Here is a 17,518-nt window from a genome sequence, read left to right as displayed (position 1 = left end):
GATCAGCAGTGATGGCTTTTCTGCTGCGCTGGTGGGGACGATATGCAGGTAGCCTCGGCCTTGTCGCCTTAGTCCTCACAACGGCTTGGATTTTGCGCGCGACCAATGGGGCAGCGATTCGTGAACTCTACCGCCTTTTCAGTTTGCCCTTTCAAGGCGCAGTGGACGATCAGCAAGCCCTGATTCAAGCTCGCACATGGCAACTGGAGCAGCAACTGGCTGCCCTTCAGGCGGAAAACCAACGGTTGCGGCACATGCTGAATGCACCGATGCTCCCCAATTTGAATGGCCGCATTGTGCCGGTGATTGGTCGCAGTTCCGATCAGTGGTGGCGATCGCTCCTCCTAGGGGAAGGCACTCGTCAGGGCTTAACCGTTGGCTCAGTGGTGGTGGGTAACGGTGGTCTTGTTGGCCGCATTACCAGCATTACCCCCAATACCAGCCGAGTCATGTTACTCACGGATCCCGCCAGTCGCGTGGGGGTTGTGGTTGGTCGAACGCGGCAGATGGGGATTCTGCGGGGACAACTCAACCAGCAGGTGATTGTCGAGTTTTTAGAGAAAGACCCGAAGGTACAGCCCAAGGATGTTCTCTATACCTCAGCCCTGAGTAGTCTTTATCCAGCAGGCATTCCCATTGGTGAGGTGCAATCGGTGGAACTGAGCGATCCCACCCATCCCCATGCCACCGTTATTCTTGGGGCGCCGTTTGATCGCCTTGAGTGGGTGACCGTCATTCCCTATGCTGAACCGACAGACACGTTTACACCGAACTAGTCTCACTAGTCTCAACTGGCTGATTACCATTGGCTCTGTGGGACTCTGTGCCCTGCTGAGCTTTATTCACTTACCTAACTTGCCTCTATTGGTGCCGGACTGGTTTTTAATCTGGGTGGTGGTCTGGAGTGTCAAGCGATCGTGGGGCCAAGGGGTACTGGCGGGTATTGCCCTCGGCTGGATTCAAGATGGCTTGGTCAGTGCTCATCCTAGCCATGCAGTCAGCTTAGCTTTGGTGGGGGGGCTGACCGCCCTGATGCAAAAGCAGCGTTTTGTTTCTGAGGATTTTATTTCCGTTGCTCTGATTACCTTTGCAATGGCCATCCTGCAGCAAACCATCATCGCAATCCAAATGACCCTTGGCAGTGGCTTTCCCCTAGAGGAAATTTGGCAGCACCATCGGCAAGTAGCGCTTAGCTCAGCTATTATGAGTAGTCTTTGGGCACCCTTGCTCTATGCCCCCTTGAATCGCTGGTGGACGTGGCTGCGAGAACAGGAGTAGTTCATGAAAAAATGCAGGAGCTTCCTTACCCCTGCACCTGAATTGTTCATTTTAAATCTCAGTCAATGCTTTGGCGCTATGGGCGTAATTTCCCGAACATGCTCATAATGCCGTCTTGTTTCTTGAGCATTTGGTTGAGCTTGCGCAAATCCAAGTTAATGGTTTCACCAGGATAGTTTTTCAAAAACGACATCACGCTCAATCCTTCTGGAGAGGCAGCGGCAGTGAGCATCGCACCCCGAAGGGCAACTTCCCCAGCTTGATCACGGCGAATTGTGACCTGAGAAAATTGTTTGAGTAAATCTTTGCCAATGGGACTGGCTAGAATTTGATCGGTTTGCACAACATTAAAGGGCAGCCGCATACTCAAGAGTTCAAGGAGCTTGGCTTGGCTATCTTTGGGAACCAGCCGCATCAATGCTCGCAATTGACCCGTTGCTTCTTGGGTGGACACAAATTCCTCTAGCTCCGACAGGGGGAAGGATCGCTGAAAAGGACCATAGGTGAGGGAGACAACGTTAGCTGCTTTGACAGGGGGGGTGAAAAGGGCACCTACGGGTAGTGCCAGTGCCAGTAACCAAGGTGAAAGACGCTTCAGCATAGGGGATCGACTCCAAAATCACTTCGGTACAAACGTCGGATTGCACCGCTAGCAGTATAGCAGCGAAAATAGAGCTTGCTGGTTCTCCTTAACTTATCCCTAAACTTATCCTTAACGTTTAGTGACTTTAGACGTAAATTGATGAGCGTTTGGCAGCAGGGCGCCACGATTGAGCTCAGGATTGACTCCTTAAGCCACACGGGGGAGGGGGTAGGACGCTGGCAGGATCGGGTGGTTTTTGTGGCCGATACGGTTCCGGGCGATCGCCTGCGGGTGCGCCTGACCCACGTAAAGCGACAATATGCCCACGGCAAAGTTTTGGAGGTGGTGCAGCCTTCAGAACGGCGGGTGCGCCCAAGCTGTATTGTCGCCGATAAGTGTGGCGGCTGCCAGTGGCAGTGTGTGGCCTATGCAGCTCAATTGGCGGCCAAAGAACAACTGGTGAAGGACGCGATCGCCCGTATTGGTCATCTCGAACCCCAAGCCTTTCTACCGATTTTGGCTGCCCCTAACCCCTTTGGCTATCGCAATAAAGTGACGTACCCCCTCCGTCGCCGCCACGGTGCCGTGGTTGCCGGCTATTACCAAAAAGGCTCCCATCACTTGGTGAACCTGAATCAATGTCCGGTGCAGGATCCCCGCCTCAATCCCCTCTTGGCTGCCCTGAAGCAGGCATTACAACCCTGGCCGATCTACAGCGAACAGACCCATGAACCGGGGTTTCGCCACCTTGGTTTGCGCATAGGTCAGCGCACAGGGGAGCAGCTCATTACCCTCGTGCTTGCGGGGCCATTACCCGCTGGTTTGCAGGCAGCGGCAGAAGGTTGGTTACAGCAGTTTCAAGGGGTGATGGGGGTCTGTGTCAACTTCAATCATCAAGTGGGAAATCGCATCTTTGGCGATGAGACACAGGTGCTGGCCGGGCGGCCCTACCTTTGGGAAGAAATGGCAGGGGTGAGGTTTCAGATTGCCTCGACCACTTTTTTTCAAGTCAACACAGCCCAAGCGGAGCAACTGGTCACCACCCTGCGAGACTGGATTGCTCCAACGGGTCAGGAACGACTGGTGGATCTCTACTGTGGCGTGGGGACCCTGAGCCTACCCCTTGCGGGCGCTGTGGCTGAAGTCATTGGTGTTGAAGTGCAGTCTGCCTCGGTACAGCAGGCGATCGCCAACGCCCAACACAATGGCATTAACAATGCTCACTTTGTCTGTGCCAAGGCAGAGGAGTGGCTACCCCAGTACAATCAGGCCGTGGATGTGTTGATTCTTGATCCACCGCGTAAAGGGTGCGATCGCGCCGTTCTTGAGGCCATTCTCCACAACCGTCCCCCACGCATTCTCTATGTCAGTTGTCACCCCGCCACCTTGGCACGGGATCTGGCTCACCTCTGCAGTACCGGTACCTATCAACTAGCAAACATTCAGCCCCTCGATATGTTTCCCCAAACGGCTCATGTAGAAACCATTGCTTTACTGACGACTGCCTAGGGCAGGATTATCCCCCGTGGGTGGGATGGGCCCCACCTGAAACATCTTGGCAAACATCCTACTAACATAGGCTTGACCATAGACCACGTTTGCCTTAGGCCTTGTCGCAGTGCTTGTCTCTGGTGGAGCAGTGGCTGGACTTTCCTGATGACTAGGGGAAGAGTCGGTAGGGTCCTGCTGCTCTGGTGGGGAATTCTCTGAAGGATGGACAGTTGTTGGTGGCTCTTGCCAAGGATCCTCAGGGAAAACAGCCCCCTGTTGGGGGTGACTCGTTTCTGCGGCGGGCGGCCAACGACGACTCCGATCCCCCAGAAGAGAACCGGCGGCCACCACAGCACCAGCCGGAATCGTTGTTTCCATCACCGTGGTACTGGCGCCAATACAGGCATGGGGTTCAACGGTCACCGCCCCAATCAGCAGCACTCCCGCACCAATGTTGACCCCTTCACCAATTGTGATGGTGCCGCCGTGGGCGTGAATGACGCTACCCATGCCAATGCAGACCCCTGCAGCAATCCGAATCGAAGCCCCTGCTTCTGCCCAAAGCAACACCCCCGGTGCCAAAACGGCTTGGGGATCCACCACCACATCACCCACAATGCGAACCGCAGGTGAAGGGGGCAGAGCTAAGGGCGGCAGGGGCATGGGGGCACCTCACAGGGAGGGCTACTTAGCAGCCTGTTGGAGTAGGATTTCGGCCACCCGCTGCTTGCCGACAGGATTAATACCAATCAGCCGCACATACTCGCCACTGTATTCTTGGAGGCAAGCCTGAATCGCAGCAAGGGCTTCATTAAGATTTTTGGCCTCAATGCGGGGGCCACTTTGCCAGGAGTTGGTGCGGTAGCGACGGGCATCCACATGTTCTAGGCCGAGGGTATAGCCCTGTTGCAGGAGTTGCCGGACTTGTTCAATCACCTCTTGACTGAGGCTATGGGTGCTTGTGCCCCCTTGACTGGAGGCGGTTGGACGCGGTGTGAACCCTTGACTACGGGTGCTATTGCCATTGCTGGCGGCTTTGCCATTGGGACGGTGAATAATGGTTTCCAGGACCCGCTGTTTGGCTTGGGGATTGACCCCCACAAGGCGGATATAGTCCCGCTGGTGCTCAGCAAGGAAAGCCTTCAGATCATTGATTTGCTGGGCAGAGGTAATTTTGATGCCGCTTTGCCAAGAACTGGTACGGAAGCGACGCTGATCGGCATACTCGGTGATGACTTGGCAGCCTTGGCGCAACAGGTCTTGAATTTGGTTTACGAGATCGGCACTGAGAAGCGTGTCATTGCCGTCAGAACTGACGGAGACATGACTAGTAGCCACTGGGGTGGGTGCTTTTGTGGCGATCGCCACCGGTCCCTGTGGGCGCTGAATAATTTGCTCAAGGACGCGCCGCTTTTGCTTTTGATCAATGCCAATAAGGCGCACATATTCACCCGCATGTTCTTGGAGACAGGCCTCAAGGGCGGCCAACACCTCCGGCTCCTGTTTGGATTGAATGGGAGCGCAGCTTGTCCAAGAACTCGTGCGATAGCGGCGGGCATCGGCGTGCTCTGTGCCAATTTGATACCCCTGTTGGAGCAACTGCCGCACCTGAGCCACAACGGAGGCATCCAAGGAACCCACTGGCGCTGCGTTCACCGTTGCACTGGGACGAGGGCTACTGCGACTAGCCACAGCTGCTTGACCGGGACGTTGAATGATTTCCTCGAAAACCCGACGCTTGGCCTTGGGATCGACACCAATCAGGCGCACATACTCGCCCTCGTGTTCCTTGAGTCGTTGGGCGATCGCGGCCATTACCTGAGACTCCTGCTGCCCTGTCAAGGTCGGGCCACTTTGCCAAGAGCTAGTGCGATACCGCCGCGCATCGGCATATTCCAAGCTAATTTGGTATCCTTGCTGCAACAATTGCCGGACGTGAGTCCCATAATCTGTGGTCATGGTGTTCTTTTCCCCGGTGAGCATTTCAACGTGTAGGGTGGGTGGATCTTCTTGACGCTGGAGTTCATTCCGAATCGGGGCAATACAGGCAATATTCTCAGCACACTGGTACCCCGATAGCAGCGCTTCATTAATGCCAACCACGTGCTGGGCAAAGTGAATATCTGACTCTTCCACATTCGGCAGGCGATCGGCTTGCTGCTGCGTCGTGATCACCATTCCCGAAGGCACATATTTTCCCGGTGGAATTTCCACATCCTGAATGAGGACGTGCATCATGACCACACAGCCGGCACCAACCCGTGCATTAAACACCGTCGAGCGAAAGCCAATAAAACAGCCATCGCCAATGTAGGCAGGGCCGTGGATCAGTGCCATGTGGGTAATTGAGGCATTATCACCGATCCAGACAGAATACTCTTGGCCATCATCCCCAATCACCCGTCCCTGTTGGAGGCCGTGGATGACGACGCCATCTTGAATATTGGTGCGGGAGCCAATGTGGAAGGGCGTGCCTTCATCGGCACGGATGGAGGTGCCGGGGGCGATGTGAACATAATCTTTGATGCGGACATCGCCGATGAGGTTACTGAAGGAGTGGACGTAAGCCGTGGGGGCAATCTTTGGCTCCGCTAAATCCCTAGACCACGGCGTCGGGGGTGCCGCATAGCTTTGAACCGCCATAGGGAGAAGTCTCCAATGCTAATACTGGGTACGTTTGCTATAGAGCAAATAATTATCCCGACTTACGGTGTCAATAATGGCGACAACGGCTGCGTCAATGGGTTTGTCGGTGCCATTGATAATATAGCGGGCGGCACTGCCTCGGCTTACCAATACCCACTCATCCTGCCCTGCACCAACCGTATCCGCAGCCACTTCGTAGTCGGGTAAAAATTCGCCGTCCTCACCCAGATATTGCAAGACGAGAAACTTGACTCCCGTTAAGGTTTCTTCTTTTTGGGTACTGGTAACGGTGCCGCACACTCGCGCGATTTTCACTATGGGCGACCCATCGGGCGGATACCGCTAACGCTTTCGCGGAATTGTTCGACCGCTTCGGTGTAGCGAATGGGCAGCACGTATTCGAGGTTTTCGTGGGGACGAGCAATGATGTGGGTGGAGAGCACTTGACCCCCATTCACCCGTTTCACGTTTTCAACCCCCGCCGCGACTGAAGCCTGCACTTCAGAAACATCGCCACGGACAATCACGGTGACCCGACCACTCCCGATTTTCTCGTAGCCCACAAGGGTAACGCGAGCGGCTTTCACCATTGCATCTGCGGCTTCCACCACTGCGGGGAAACCAAGGGTTTCAATCATACCGACGGCAATTGCCATTGTAATAACTCCTAAACGTCAAACAACTCAAGAACTAAAAGAACCAGAGGAGCGATAAGCGATGCAACTGAAAACTCCACCAAACTGCCAAACCCCTTAGTTTCGGAATTGCTCCACTGCCTCGGTATAGCGAATGGGCAATACGTACTCAAGGTTTTCGTGGGGACGGGCAATAATGTGCGTGGACAGCACCTCTCCGCCATTGACACGTTTGGCAGAATCAACCCCGGCAGCCACTGAGGCTTGTACTTCGGAGACATCACCCCGCACAATCACGGTGACCCGACCACTCCCAATTTTTTCGTAGCCCACAAGGGTGACCCGAGCGGCTTTTACCATTGCATCTGCTGCTTCGACGACGGCGGGGAATCCGCGCGTTTCAATCATTCCCACAGCAATTGGCATGAGTAAGCTCTCCTAATTAGAATAAGGGTAAGCAGTACAAAAGCTAGAGTTGCAATCAGAGCGATCGCCACAGAAAATAATGACGGGATAGCCGATTGTTATCGTGACGTTGATCACCGTCTCTTTGTCTCTAAAATCAAGCATAGGGTGAGGGGTTTCTTTTGACAATATAATGATTGATAATCTTTTCTGGTTTTTCGTATTATCAAATCTAATTTGAAGCACCTGATGCCGCTTTCAGCCCAAGATAGGTCAATACAAATCGCCTAATTCATAGAATTTTATCTAAAGATAATTATCTCCTCATGGGCTAATTGCCCGATTCAGAGACTTCTGCCTGCACTTGGGTAGAATGCATAGATTATTTCAATTTTATCCTATATTTTGATAGATTGAGGTCTATTTTGTTGTCAAACCGCAATTAACTTTTCTCGATCAATATTCTGCAAAAGGCTGATCTGACCTATCCGCTGAAACTCCTTACTACTTCTATCGGCCAAGTGCAGTACCCAAGGCAGTCGGCAGGAGCTAAATCCGCTGGCAGGATGCAACTGAGTCAAGTGATAGGTCTGCAGAGCCAGTAGCTCTAAAGGTGTATTGCCATAGTGACGCACAACCCGCAGAGGTCTAGCACTGCCAAGGGAGCCAGTTTTCGTCTTGATTACCTCGGTGGTTTGTAATATAAATGAGTTACTTTCAGAATAAAAAATTACAGTGCCCACTTCAGCGTCATCATAGATTATTTCGGTATTGCCTGAATTAGATTCACGTCCCATCCTCCCTGAGCCACTCTTACGGACACTTAGAATATCGACATCAATACGCTGCTGAGTCAGTTCTTTGATTGTTTGTTCAAACTCCCCTTCTTGAACAAGCCCGTCGCGCATCAGTAGTATCTTCTTAGGGTAGGAACCATAGTTGTCTTGGAATTTAAGCACTAGCTTAGACACAATTTGCCAAATTGATTGACCAGAGAAAGTTTCCCCCCGTTGTATATCTGGCAACTCCCAACCCAAGCTTTGACCATTGGCTAAAATTGCAAAAGCAGACGTACCATAGTACAGCTTTCGGTTTGTACTTGTGTCAAAACCGATAATTAAGTCAGCAGCCTGAGGATCATCTAATGGTTTTAGATAGACAGGCTGCCACTTAGCTTTACACAACAGTCCCAAGGCAACATTGAGAGCTTTGTAGGGATTAGCCTGGGGTGTTGGTATCATGAACTGCGTAGCGATTCCTGCCTTTAATGCCTGAATTCGTAGCCTTGTTTTCTCCTCATGGGGCGACCAAGGCATCACTACTAAAACCGTTTTAATTCCTTGAGCAGCCCATTGTTGCCAGAATCTTTGTTGAGCTAGATCATCTTTTGGATAGTCACTTCCTGTAAAACAGGAGTCTATTTTTATCTGCGTGCCACTACTTCTTGCTATGTCCAGCAAGCATTTGCGCACTTCCTCTGGGTATTCAGGTTTATTATTAAATAAATTTAGGCAACCAAATTGCTTTTCGCCAATCTTGGCACAACCATAGGAGCTAATTCTAGCTATTTGATTGATTTCTTTATCATTTCGAGCTAATAGTTTTGCCCGAGGCATGACAAAACCATTAACTTTCATTGGCTCTGGTTGACTGCTGAGATTATAGATGGTTTTGAAAATAATTTGAGCTGTTTTTTGCGATTCTTGTAAACGCGCGTCAATATTTTTCCTGATGCGGGCAAACGCATCTTGAATTTGACTTTTTTCTCTTCCTTGTTCAGCAATTTGCGCTAAGATTTCCATTGTTAGAATTGGTGATAATCTTTGAGATAAATGATATAGCGGCTTAGCCTTGTAGTCGCTACTTTTCTTAACAATTACAACACGTGACTCATTTATTTCTTGTTCGGTTGCTCCCTCTCGACGGTGATACTCTGCTAAGCTTATTCCTAGCGCTTCTATTTCTGTTTCATTTGGATTTTTATCCGAAAAATTTTCAAGAACCCATGTTTTCTTGTCTTTGTAGGTATTCCTCACGTACTGGATTCGAATATTAGGATATTCACTGAGCCACCACTCAAGTGTGAATAGAGTATAGAATCGATAGTGAATATCAATTTCTAAGTATAATTTTCCATCTGTTTCTATTGTAAGATCAATTTGTCTGCCTCTATGTACTTGCCAGCCATGACCTGTTTTTTCTAACCCTTCTTGGCTAGGAATCCACCAAATCAACCCTAATTCATAGTCTTTTTCGATGATGGTTTTCTTAAATTTTTCTTTTAACTTTAACTTTAAATTTTCCTCTAGAGTTTTTCTTTCAAAGCTTTCCAGAGCCTTTCTTTCATGAGGGTTTTGACAGCTCAGTTCTCTACATCCTATCTGCTGTAACTGCCAATCCTGAGTTTGCATTCTTCTAGGGTCAATAGGCTCCCTTGTGATAATGCGGCTCCCTAGTCGAACAGCAGTGACTCCTAGTTTGTAGCAAACGCTGGAAAGGGCTTTTTGCTCGCTACCTTGTTCTGGCATTTGAGTAAATTGGCATTGGTATTCATGAAATGTAAGATCTGGTTGACTCAATTTTTTTACAAAAAAACGATTGAGTACAACCTCAACTTCTTGAAATGGGGTGGGCATCACTGATAGGGACAGTATTGGCAGCCAGCCATATTGGGACAGCGTTATTTGTTTATGGTAGCAAGTTTCGCTTGGCATTAGGAATAATCAGCCAAGATAGAATCGTCATGGATATTCACGGGTGTGGAGTTCTTGTATGCTGCGGTTACCAATTCAACCGATTTGGCAGAGGGTTTCTCAATGGCCAGTGTGGGAGCCAAACCGGCTGGCGATCGCCAGTTCAATTCTTTTGCACGCCGTTATCCTCTCCTTTGTGCGTGTCCCCGAACCCACACCCCCAGAGGTGCTCAATGATCAACTGGTGCCCTTGGTCAGCCTTTCTCCAGAACTAGAAGCGGATTTACCGTCTATCAAACCCCTTTTGCCTACAGAACTGCCGCCCCTGGCCACAACCACACCACCGCCGCTGCCATTGACAGGCATTGAGCCACCCCCCCTTTCCTTTGCCCCCTTGGCGCCGCTGCCTCCTTTGTCGCCCCCACTCCTCCCCAATCCAGTGCCGGTGCAGCCTTTGCCCCCCCTGTGGCAATTGCCCCCGCCCACCCGCCCCTTGCCGGGCCCCAATGAAGATGTTGCCGTTGCCCCAGAACTGGTCTTACCGACTCCCGCATCCCCACCGAATGAGCCGATCGCCCGTACAACAGCGGAGGCAGCAGCCGCTTTGTCCCGTTGGTTTAATGAAACGCGGTCAACGCTGAATACGACAGATATCCAAGTGAATTTTGGGCAGCGGATTGCGGACTTTTATCCGCAGGAGGCCTGTGGCGATCGCCTACAAGGGGAAACAACGGTTGCGGTGGTAGTCACTCCCCAGGGTGAATTGCTCCCTGCAAATGCCGCTCCAGAAACGGGCTTGCTCACCCGCAATCCCCAGATTATTCGCAGCAGTGGCTCGCCGCTTTTGGATCAGGCGGCTTTAGAACAGGTACGAAAGCAAGCTTTTGAGGCTACAGGCAAATATCAGGCCCTAGCGATCACCTTTGCCTTTGAGTATCGTCCTGAGATGTGTCCGCCCGCTGCTTCACCCCCCCGCCAACAACCCACCGCGCCAGCGCCTAGCCCCTCTGAGGCTCATCAGGCTTCACCCCCAGCTGCTGAGGATGCTGAGGAAGCGACCCCTGCACCAACACCCCCCCCTCCTGGGGCAGCACCACCGGCTGTATCCCCAGAACCTAGCGGGACAGACTCGTCGTCTGTAGCGCCGGCTGCGAGTCCGCCAGCAACATCTCCCGAATAAAGCGAGCGATCGCCCGTTGCAGGAGGCCGTTGACAATGCGCTGACCCATTTGCTGCACCTCTGGGCGCACAATAATCCGCAGAATCGCAGGGATAACTTTGACCCAATCAAAACCGGGGGTATCCTGCAAAATGCTGAAAATGCGGCGCAAATGCTCTAGGGCGTTGGCTTCACTGATGATGTTGGAACTGGCCGTTGCCGGTACTGGGCGGCTGACTAGGGGTAAGAGTTGCACAAGGTTCCATTGCCCCATCGTTGTCCGTGCCCAAGTGTCGAGGCTCTTGACAATTTCATCCGCTAGGCGATCGCGATACTCGGCTCCCCGCTCCGAAAAGAGAAAATCCAAAGCCTGCTCTAGCACCACATTAAAGTCATAGTCACGACTCTCGCGGGCATTGCGCAGCAGATTTTCTAGGCGCGTCCAGCGAAATTGACCATCCTTGAGGAGAAGGTTTGTGAGACTCGTACGCAGCTCCGGGGCAGGATCCGTGAGCAGTCGCTTGGCAATGTAGGGATAGGCGGCACTGAGTACCTTAAAGTTGGGGTCAACGCCCATGGCAATCCCCTCCATGGTCAATAGCGATCGCACAATCAAGGCATAATAGGCGGGCACTTGAAAGGGATACTCATACATCACCTCTGACAGGCGATCGAAAATGCGTTGGATATTCAGTTCCGAAACACTCGCCCCCAAGGCATCCTCAAAAACTAAGGCCAAGGCTGGAATAATGGGTTCCAAATCCGTATCGGGGGTTAGGAACCCTAAATGAACATAGTCGTAGGCAAGGCTTTCGTACTCGCGGTTAACAATGTGAACAATAGCATTCAGCAAGCCATAGCGCTGCTCTGGGGCAATCTCACTCATCATGCCAAAGTCGAGATAGGCCAATTTGCCGCTGGGCATGGCCAACAGATTCCCGGGATGGGGATCCGCATGGAAAAAACCATGTTCAAGCAACTGCCGTAGGGAGCACTGCACCCCCACATACACCATATAGCGCGGATCAATCCCCAGGGCCTGAATTTGCTGCAATTGGTTCAGTTTGACCCCCGTTACCCACTCCATCGTCAGCACTCGCCGCCGTGTGTATTGCCAGTAAATTTTAGGCACATAGACATCGGTGAGATGGCCATAGAGACGGGCGAAGCGTTCGGCATTTCGTCCCTCTTGGGTATAGTCCATTTCCTCAAAGAGGCGGCTGGCAAATTCATCGAGAATGGCCACTAAATCACTGCGAATCTCCTTGATCAGGCGTTTTGCCCAATAGGCCACCCCCCGCAGAATGTAAATATCCAAGGTGATACTCTCTGCCAAGCCGGGGCGCTGAACTTTAACGGCCACCTCTTCGCCACTGTGGAGTTTGCCGCGATACACCTGTCCTAACGAGGCAGCTGCAATGGGATGATCACTCAGTTCCGCAAAGAGTTCACTGGGGGGGGCGCCCAGTTCCTCCTCAATAAACTGAAAGGCCACTTCATTGGGAAAGGGTGGCAACTGATCTTGGAGTTTTGTCAATTCCTCCAGATACACCGCTGGCAACAAATCCGGACGGGTGGAGAGGGCTTGTCCCACTTTGATGTAGGCAGGGCCAAGGCGGGTTAGGGTTTCCCGCAGGGCGATCGCCCGCCGCTGTTGATTTTGTTTGCTTTGGCCTGTGACCCTGTCCCACCAACGATTAAAAAGCAGCCAAAACACCGGCCAGAGAATCCGCAACCAACGACTCAAGACCAGTAAAGGCCGCTGCCGATAGTAGGCATCGATAGCCAGCGGATCGTAGGGTTGAAAGCTCTCTGGATCATTGGGAAGGGTTTCAGCCGCGATCGCAATCTCTTGGGGCGCGGCATCGCTGGGGACAATGGCCGTATTCATGGGTAGTGGCGCAAACTCTTAAAGTATTTTAACAATCAGTTCATCACCCAGGAGTGTAGAAAATGCGGCTGGTGATTTTGGGGGCAACGGGGCAGGTGGGCTGGCAACTGGTGCGGCAGGCCCCGCCTAGCATTGAAGTGATTCCCGTGGCTCGCCAAGGTACCGCCGTAACCCTGGACCTGGAAGATGTAGATGCCATTCCTCAGTTACTGAAAACCCTTCGCCCCGATGTGGTCATCAATGCGGCGGCCTACACTGCCGTAGATCAAGCGGAACAGGAACCCGAGCGGGCCCAGCGGATTAATGGCACAGCGGTTGGCCGCTTGGCAGAAACCATGGCCGACCTAGGCGGGCTGCTGATTCACTACTCCACCGATTATGTCTTTGCCGGCACGCAGTCGCTACCCTATCGCGAAACCGATCCCCCTGCCCCCCTCAATGTCTATGGCTACAGTAAGTGGCTAGGAGAGCAGGCGATCGCCACCCACCACCCCGCCCACCTGATTTTGCGCACCAGTTGGGTCTATGATTTGCGGGGCAAGAACTTTCTGCGGACAATGGTTCGCCTGGCCCAAACCCGTCCTTTGGTTCGGGTGGTTGCCGATCAAATCGGTACGCCCACGGCTGCTCCCTTCATTGCCCAACTCACCTATCAACTCCTCGAGCGCTGGCAGATGGATTCTTCCCTGAGTGGCCTCTATCACCTGACGCCCCGCGGTAGCACCAGTTGGTATGGTTTTGCTGCTAAAATTTTTGATTACCTGCGCACCCAGGGCTGTGCAGTGGCTACCCTAGAGGCAATTCCCAGCAGGGAGTATCCCACTTTGGCCCAACGACCCGCCTTTTCCCTTCTCAACTGTGGGAAGCTGGAGGCTGTTTTAGGGATGCCACTCCCCCCTTGGGAAGCGGTTCTTGAACCCCTTTTAGACCAACTAGATCCCCAATCCGTTCTCTAGGGAGTGTCACGACAACTTTTTATGTCATCGGCAGGGGAGGCAGTTCCAACAGATGCCAGATAGGCTTTGAGTCATACCTTAAACATCTCGCTGTGATTGGGCACTTTCAGGTGCAGCAATTCATAGACAATGACCTCACGGCGCAACTCGGAGGTCTAACCCAAGCGATCGATGTCGAAGGTGAGCCGACCCTGCGAGGAGCAACTGGCCCGTTTGCGCTTCATTGGGCAGCAGTGCACCTCGCGTGGGGTTGCCACCCATGTCCTGGCTCAAGCTTTCACTTTAGCCCAGAACGCAGAACCGCTTGCTCCAGCGGCAACCACTGCGGGCTGACGTCTTTTTTTCTCATGTAACGGGCCTCTACCTCAAGCCAATGTTGATGGGTGTGAGAAAGAATCTCAAAGCAATTAGCAAGGACAAGGCGTTCTTTCAGGGCAGGACGCTGACTACAAACAGTAACTATGCATCCTGTTATCATCGTGTTGACAGCCTGATGTTCTGCTAGAAAGATCGCACTATGCCCATCCCTACTTACCAAGCGCTTATGCTGCCTCTGCTCAGGTATCTTGCGGACGGTGAGCAGCAGCGTTTGCGCGACCTGATAGACCATTTAGCCCAGGAATTCTCGCTCACTGTGGAGGAGCGGAGGCAGCTTTTGCCGAGCGGCCAGCAGCCGATTTTCGACAACCGGGTTGGCTGGGCGAGAACGTACTTGAAAAAGGCTGGGTTGCTCGAAAGCCCACGTCGTGGCTGGGTACAGATCACCGAGCGCGGACGTGAGGTGCTCGCGCAGAATCTCGATCGCATCGACATAGATTTCCTCAAGCAGTTTGAAGAGTTCCGGGCTTTCATAGCGCAGAGCAGCACCACCACAGTAACGAACGATGTCATGCCTTCCGACGATACAGGTTCGCCAGAGGAGTTGCTGGAACAAGCATACGAAACCCTGAAACAAAACCTATTGGCAGAGCTTTTAGAGCAGGTAAAGGAAGCTTCTGCCGCCTTTTTTGAGCGTTTGGTTGTAGAGCTCCTTGTGCGCATGGGCTATGGCGGTTCGTTCCAGGAAGCAGCGCGGACCATCGGGCGCAGTGGCGATGAAGGCATTGACGGCATCATCAAGGAGGATCGGCTTGGGTTCGATGTGGTCTATGTGCAAGCCAAGCGCTGGGGGCAAACCGTCGGCAGGCCTGAGGTCGAGAAGTTTGCCGGGGCGCTTCAAGGACAGCGTGCCCGCAAAGGTGTGTTTATCACCACCTCCACCTTCACCGAGGAAGCCCGACAGTATGTCGAAAAAATTGACAGTAAAATTGTGCTCGTCGACGGTGAGCGGCTTGCGGAACTGATGTTCGAGCACAACGTGGGTGTTGCCACTGTAACCAGCTATCCGGTCAAACGCATTGATAACGACTTCTTTCTCGAAGAATGAAAGGCCAACGATTTTCAAAGTTTTTCTTAGCCCAACCCCCTTGCGACAGGAAGGAGGAGGCAGCAAGCGCCTGTGCGAGGACAAGTGCTGGAAGTACGCTCTGTTGCCCGCCGGCAATGCCAACTTTGCCTGGGTACAGCCCATTCGATTTCCCAGGAGTTACCAACAATGAGCACCGTCTATCACGCCAAATATTTTGCGCATGAGCTGACCCGCATGGGCGGGACAGGGGTGGAGCGCCTTTCACGGTCTCTTTTCGACGCATGCGTGGATCTCAATCCGCACCAGATCGAGGCAGCGCTGTTCGCCTTCCGATCTCCTGTCTCCAAAGGCGTAATCCTTGCTGACGAGGTTGGTCTTGGCAAAACTATTGAGGCTGGACTCATCCTCTGCCAGCTTTGGGCTGAACAGCGGCGTCGGCTTCTGGTCATTTGCCCCGCCTCCATCCGCAAACAGTGGGCGATCGAGCTTTCCGAGAAGTTCAACCTTCCGACGGTCATCCTGGATGCGAAGGAGTACCGGGAGCGGCAAGCGCAAGGCCTCAATCCCTTTGAGGCAAACAAGATCGTGGTCACTTCCATGAACTTCGCCAGCACACGCGCGTCCGAACTTCGCCCTATCCAGTGGGATTTGGTGGTCATTGATGAGGCCCATAAGCTGCGCAACGCCTACCAACCGTCAAATCGCATGGGGCAAAACATTCGATGGGCCTTCGAGGATCGGCGCAAGGTACTGCTGACAGCGACGCCGCTCCAGAACTCACTGCTGGAGCTGTACGGTCTTTCCACCCTCATCGATGACCACATCTTCGGCGGCAACCCATCCTTCTTCCGAAGTCAGTTCGTCAATGCCAATGGGAATCTGGAAGAGCTGCGGAATCGCCTTCGCACCTTTTGCATGCGTACGCTACGACGGCAGGTCCTTGAGTACATCCAGTACACCGAGCGCCGGCTCATTACGCGGCCCTTCAAGCCGACGGAGCAGGAACACAAGCTGTATGAAGCGGTATCGGCGTTTCTTCAGCGTCCAGACACCTACGCGCTACCCCATCGGCAACGCCACCTAACGGTCCTGATCGTCCGCAAGCTTCTTGCTTCTTCAGCTCAAGCCGTGGCGGCCACACTTGAAGCCATCCGCGACCGCCTGATCGCCATCCGTGACAAGCTTCCGGCTCCCGAAGACCTTGTCGAGCGCCTCATTGCGAAGGAGGAAATTGACGACGAACTGTTGGACGAGATTCTCGACTCGCCTCCGGAACTTTCCGGCGATGAGGGTTCGGACGAGCAAGCCCAGGCAGCCGAGGCCGAACCGGCGGTATCCGCCGTGGACCGGCAGAAGCTGCTCGCAGAGATCGACGAGCTGAACCGCTACGCCCAATCGGCAAGAAGCATCGGAATTGATACCAAGAGCCGTGCCCTCATCAAAGCCCTCGAGATCGGTTTCGAGAAGATGGCCGAGATGGGGGCAGCGCAGCGTGCCGTGATCTTCACGGAATCGCGGAGAACGCAAGCTTACTTGAAGGACTTTCTGGAGACGAACGGCTACGCCGGCCGCATCATCACGTTCAACGGGACGAACAAGGAACCGGATACAACCGCCATCTACGATCGCTGGCTGCAAGCTAACAGGGATAGTGGCCGCGCGACGGGGTCCAGGCCTGTGGACATCCGCACAGCCATCATCGAGCACTTCCGCGATCACGGGCAGATCCTGATCGCCACGGAAGCCGGAGCCGAGGGCCTCAACCTGCAATTTTGCTCGCTGGTCATCAACTATGATCTACCCTGGAACCCCCAGCGGATCGAGCAGCGAATCGGGCGCTGCCACCGTTATGGGCAGAAGCACGATGTCGTCGTCATCAACTTCCTCAACGAGAAGAACGAGGCCGACCGCCGCGTTTATGAGCTCCTTGAGGAGAAATTCAACCTCTTCAGCGGTGTGTTCGGCGCCTCGGACGAAGTCCTTGGCACCATTGAGTCGGGCGTGGACTTCGAACGACGGGTGCTCGAGATCTACCAGCAATGCCGCACGCCGGAGGAAATCGAAGCGGCTTTCACGAGACTGCGTCAGGAGCTCGACGAAAAGATTCAGCTTCGCATGGCCGAGACCCGGCAGAAGCTTCTCGAACACTTCGACGAAGACGTTCATGCGCGTCTGCGCGTGAACCTGGAAGGAGCGCGGCAACAGCTTGACCGTTTTGGGATGATGTTCTGGCGGCTCACCCGGTTCGTTCTGGACGGGCAGGCAAAGTTCGACGAAGCAACGCTAACCTTCGACCTGAAACATCCTCCCCGCGAGGGCATCCAACCGGGGCACTACCGCTTGATCTCTAAGGAGCGCGAGAACGTTTCTGGG

15 protein-coding genes are annotated in these 17,518 nt (G+C 53.2%); 7 read left to right on the top strand and 8 right to left on the bottom strand.

Features of this window, described 5'->3' with window-relative positions; genetic code table 11:
• Positions 1-11 precede the first annotated feature (11 nt).
• Both mreC and mreD read left to right on the top strand, forming a co-directional pair.
• Positions 12-776 carry a rod shape-determining protein MreC gene (gene mreC, locus IGQ16_RS01930; RefSeq protein ID WP_297060045.1) on the top strand — a complete coding sequence of 255 codons (765 nt, stop codon included), beginning with the start codon at positions 12-14 and terminating at the stop codon, positions 774-776.
• The gene (gene mreD / locus IGQ16_RS01925; RefSeq protein ID WP_024125864.1) at positions 742-1,278 is read left to right on the top strand and encodes a rod shape-determining protein MreD; all 537 of its coding nucleotides are present in this window, start codon (positions 742-744) and stop codon (positions 1,276-1,278) included. The genes mreC and mreD overlap by 35 nt, the downstream gene beginning before the upstream one ends.
• A 76-nt stretch (positions 1,279-1,354) precedes the next feature.
• Here mreD and IGQ16_RS01920 read toward each other — a convergent pair whose 3' ends face one another.
• Complete coding sequence (locus tag IGQ16_RS01920) at positions 1,355-1,879, bottom strand: alpha/beta hydrolase (RefSeq protein WP_024125865.1); 525 nt, start codon at positions 1,877-1,879, stop codon at positions 1,355-1,357.
• A 141-nt stretch (positions 1,880-2,020) separates the two neighbouring features.
• Between IGQ16_RS01920 and rlmD the strand changes: the two genes are divergently transcribed.
• Complete coding sequence (gene rlmD, locus IGQ16_RS01915) at positions 2,021-3,370, top strand: 23S rRNA (uracil(1939)-C(5))-methyltransferase RlmD (protein WP_024125866.1); 1,350 nt, start codon at positions 2,021-2,023, stop codon at positions 3,368-3,370.
• On the opposite strand, the gene IGQ16_RS01910 is transcribed toward rlmD, so the two are convergent.
• The 6 genes from IGQ16_RS01910 to IGQ16_RS01885 form a co-directional block, all read right to left on the bottom strand.
• Positions 3,353-4,015, bottom strand: a complete 663-nt coding sequence (locus IGQ16_RS01910) for a hypothetical protein (RefSeq protein WP_297060043.1) — start codon at positions 4,013-4,015, stop codon at positions 3,353-3,355. The two genes, rlmD and IGQ16_RS01910, sit on opposite strands and share 18 nt — an antisense overlap.
• A 21-nt stretch (positions 4,016-4,036) precedes the next feature.
• Positions 4,037-5,995 carry a ribulose bisphosphate carboxylase small subunit gene (locus IGQ16_RS01905; RefSeq protein ID WP_297060041.1) on the bottom strand — a complete coding sequence of 653 codons (1,959 nt, stop codon included), beginning with the start codon at positions 5,993-5,995 and terminating at the stop codon, positions 4,037-4,039.
• 18 nt (positions 5,996-6,013) lie between these two features.
• Positions 6,014-6,313 (bottom strand): EutN/CcmL family microcompartment protein, encoded by a 300-nt coding sequence (locus IGQ16_RS01900; protein ID WP_041429302.1) that lies wholly within the window; start codon positions 6,311-6,313, stop codon positions 6,014-6,016.
• Positions 6,313-6,654, bottom strand: a complete 342-nt coding sequence (locus tag IGQ16_RS01895) for a carbon dioxide-concentrating mechanism protein CcmK (RefSeq protein ID WP_011056790.1) — start codon at positions 6,652-6,654, stop codon at positions 6,313-6,315. Before IGQ16_RS01895 ends, IGQ16_RS01900 begins: the two co-directional genes overlap by 1 nt.
• Positions 6,655-6,750: 96 nt before the next feature.
• Entirely contained in the window at positions 6,751-7,059 is a 309-nt protein-coding gene (locus tag IGQ16_RS01890) for a carbon dioxide-concentrating mechanism protein CcmK (protein ID WP_011056791.1), read from the bottom strand.
• Positions 7,060-7,469: 410 nt separating this feature from the next.
• Entirely contained in the window at positions 7,470-9,674 is a 2,205-nt protein-coding gene (locus IGQ16_RS01885; protein ID WP_297060039.1) for an argonaute PAZ domain-containing protein, read from the bottom strand.
• Between the two features lie 136 nt (positions 9,675-9,810).
• Here IGQ16_RS01885 and IGQ16_RS01880 point away from each other — a divergent pair, with 136 nt between their 5' ends.
• On the top strand, positions 9,811-10,911 hold the full coding sequence (locus IGQ16_RS01880; RefSeq protein ID WP_297060037.1) for a hypothetical protein: 1,101 nt from the start codon (positions 9,811-9,813) through the stop codon (positions 10,909-10,911).
• Here IGQ16_RS01880 and IGQ16_RS01875 read toward each other — a convergent pair.
• On the bottom strand, positions 10,847-12,781 hold the full coding sequence (locus IGQ16_RS01875) for an AarF/ABC1/UbiB kinase family protein (RefSeq protein ID WP_024125871.1): 1,935 nt from the start codon (positions 12,779-12,781) through the stop codon (positions 10,847-10,849). The two genes, IGQ16_RS01880 and IGQ16_RS01875, sit on opposite strands and share 65 nt — an antisense overlap.
• 62 nt (positions 12,782-12,843) lie before the next feature.
• Here IGQ16_RS01875 and rfbD point away from each other — a divergent pair, with 62 nt between their 5' ends.
• The 3 genes from rfbD to IGQ16_RS01860 form a co-directional block, all read left to right on the top strand.
• Positions 12,844-13,737: a dTDP-4-dehydrorhamnose reductase gene (rfbD, locus tag IGQ16_RS01870; protein ID WP_297060034.1), complete on the top strand. Its 894-nt coding sequence runs from the start codon at positions 12,844-12,846 to the stop codon at positions 13,735-13,737.
• A 517-nt stretch (positions 13,738-14,254) separates the two neighbouring features.
• On the top strand, positions 14,255-15,163 hold the full coding sequence (locus IGQ16_RS01865) for a restriction endonuclease (RefSeq protein WP_297060032.1): 909 nt from the start codon (positions 14,255-14,257) through the stop codon (positions 15,161-15,163).
• 168 nt (positions 15,164-15,331) lie between these two features.
• The coding region (locus IGQ16_RS01860) for an SNF2-related protein (RefSeq protein ID WP_297060030.1) at positions 15,332-17,518 on the top strand (2,187 nt) is incomplete at its 3' end.

Source organism: Thermosynechococcus sp. M3746_W2019_013, from assembly GCF_015296045.1.
Lineage (GTDB): Bacteria > Cyanobacteriota > Cyanobacteriia > Thermosynechococcales > Thermosynechococcaceae > Thermosynechococcus.
The sequence above is the reverse complement of the archived record's forward strand: the minus strand, read 5'-3'. Positions and strand labels throughout refer to the sequence as shown.